At 69.1% G+C, this 551-nt stretch carries 1 protein-coding gene; it reads left to right on the forward strand.

What is annotated here, in order from left to right; all coding sequences use genetic code 11:
* Positions 1 to 236 precede the first annotated feature (236 nt).
* Positions 237 to 551: MBL fold metallo-hydrolase (locus tag ABD323_RS44755; RefSeq protein WP_344447698.1), on the forward strand; the 315-nt coding region annotated here is incomplete at its 3' end.

A 551-nucleotide genomic window follows, 5' to 3' on the forward strand; every position in this document is an offset into this window, starting at 1 on the left:
CGCGACGCGCTGCCCCGACTCCCGTGAAGCCATGAAGCCATGAGGACGTGACCCCCGTGGGCCGGGCCCCCGGACGGCGCAGGTGCGGTAGCGGTGGTCTGCCGGATCGGCCAGTGTCGGTAGCGGCCACCGGCAGGCGGTTTCCCGGGCGGGAATACCTGGCTGCGCAGTTACTGTTGGCACAGGTACATCCCGCCCCCATCGGGCGGATACCGCACCGTCCGAGAGGAACCCCCGTGAGCACCCTCGACTTCACCATCCTCGACCTGGACTTCCCCGTCGAGAGCAGGAACAAGACCGCCACCCTGGTCACCGGCGACCGCGAGGCGCTGCTGGTCGACGCCGGCTTCACCCGCGCCGACGCCCACCCGCTGGTGGCTGCCGTACTGGACTCCGGCAAGGAGCTGACCACGGTCTTCGTCAGCCACGCCGACCCCGACTTCTACTTCGGTGCCGAGGTGGTCGCCGACGCGTTCCCGAACGCCAGGTTCGTGGCCACCCCGATCGTGATCGAGCACATCCAGCACACCTACCAGGGCAAGCTCAAGGCC

It is taken from the genome of Kitasatospora nipponensis (assembly GCF_039528135.1).
In the GTDB taxonomy this organism is placed as follows: domain Bacteria; phylum Actinomycetota; class Actinomycetes; order Streptomycetales; family Streptomycetaceae; genus Kitasatospora; species Kitasatospora nipponensis.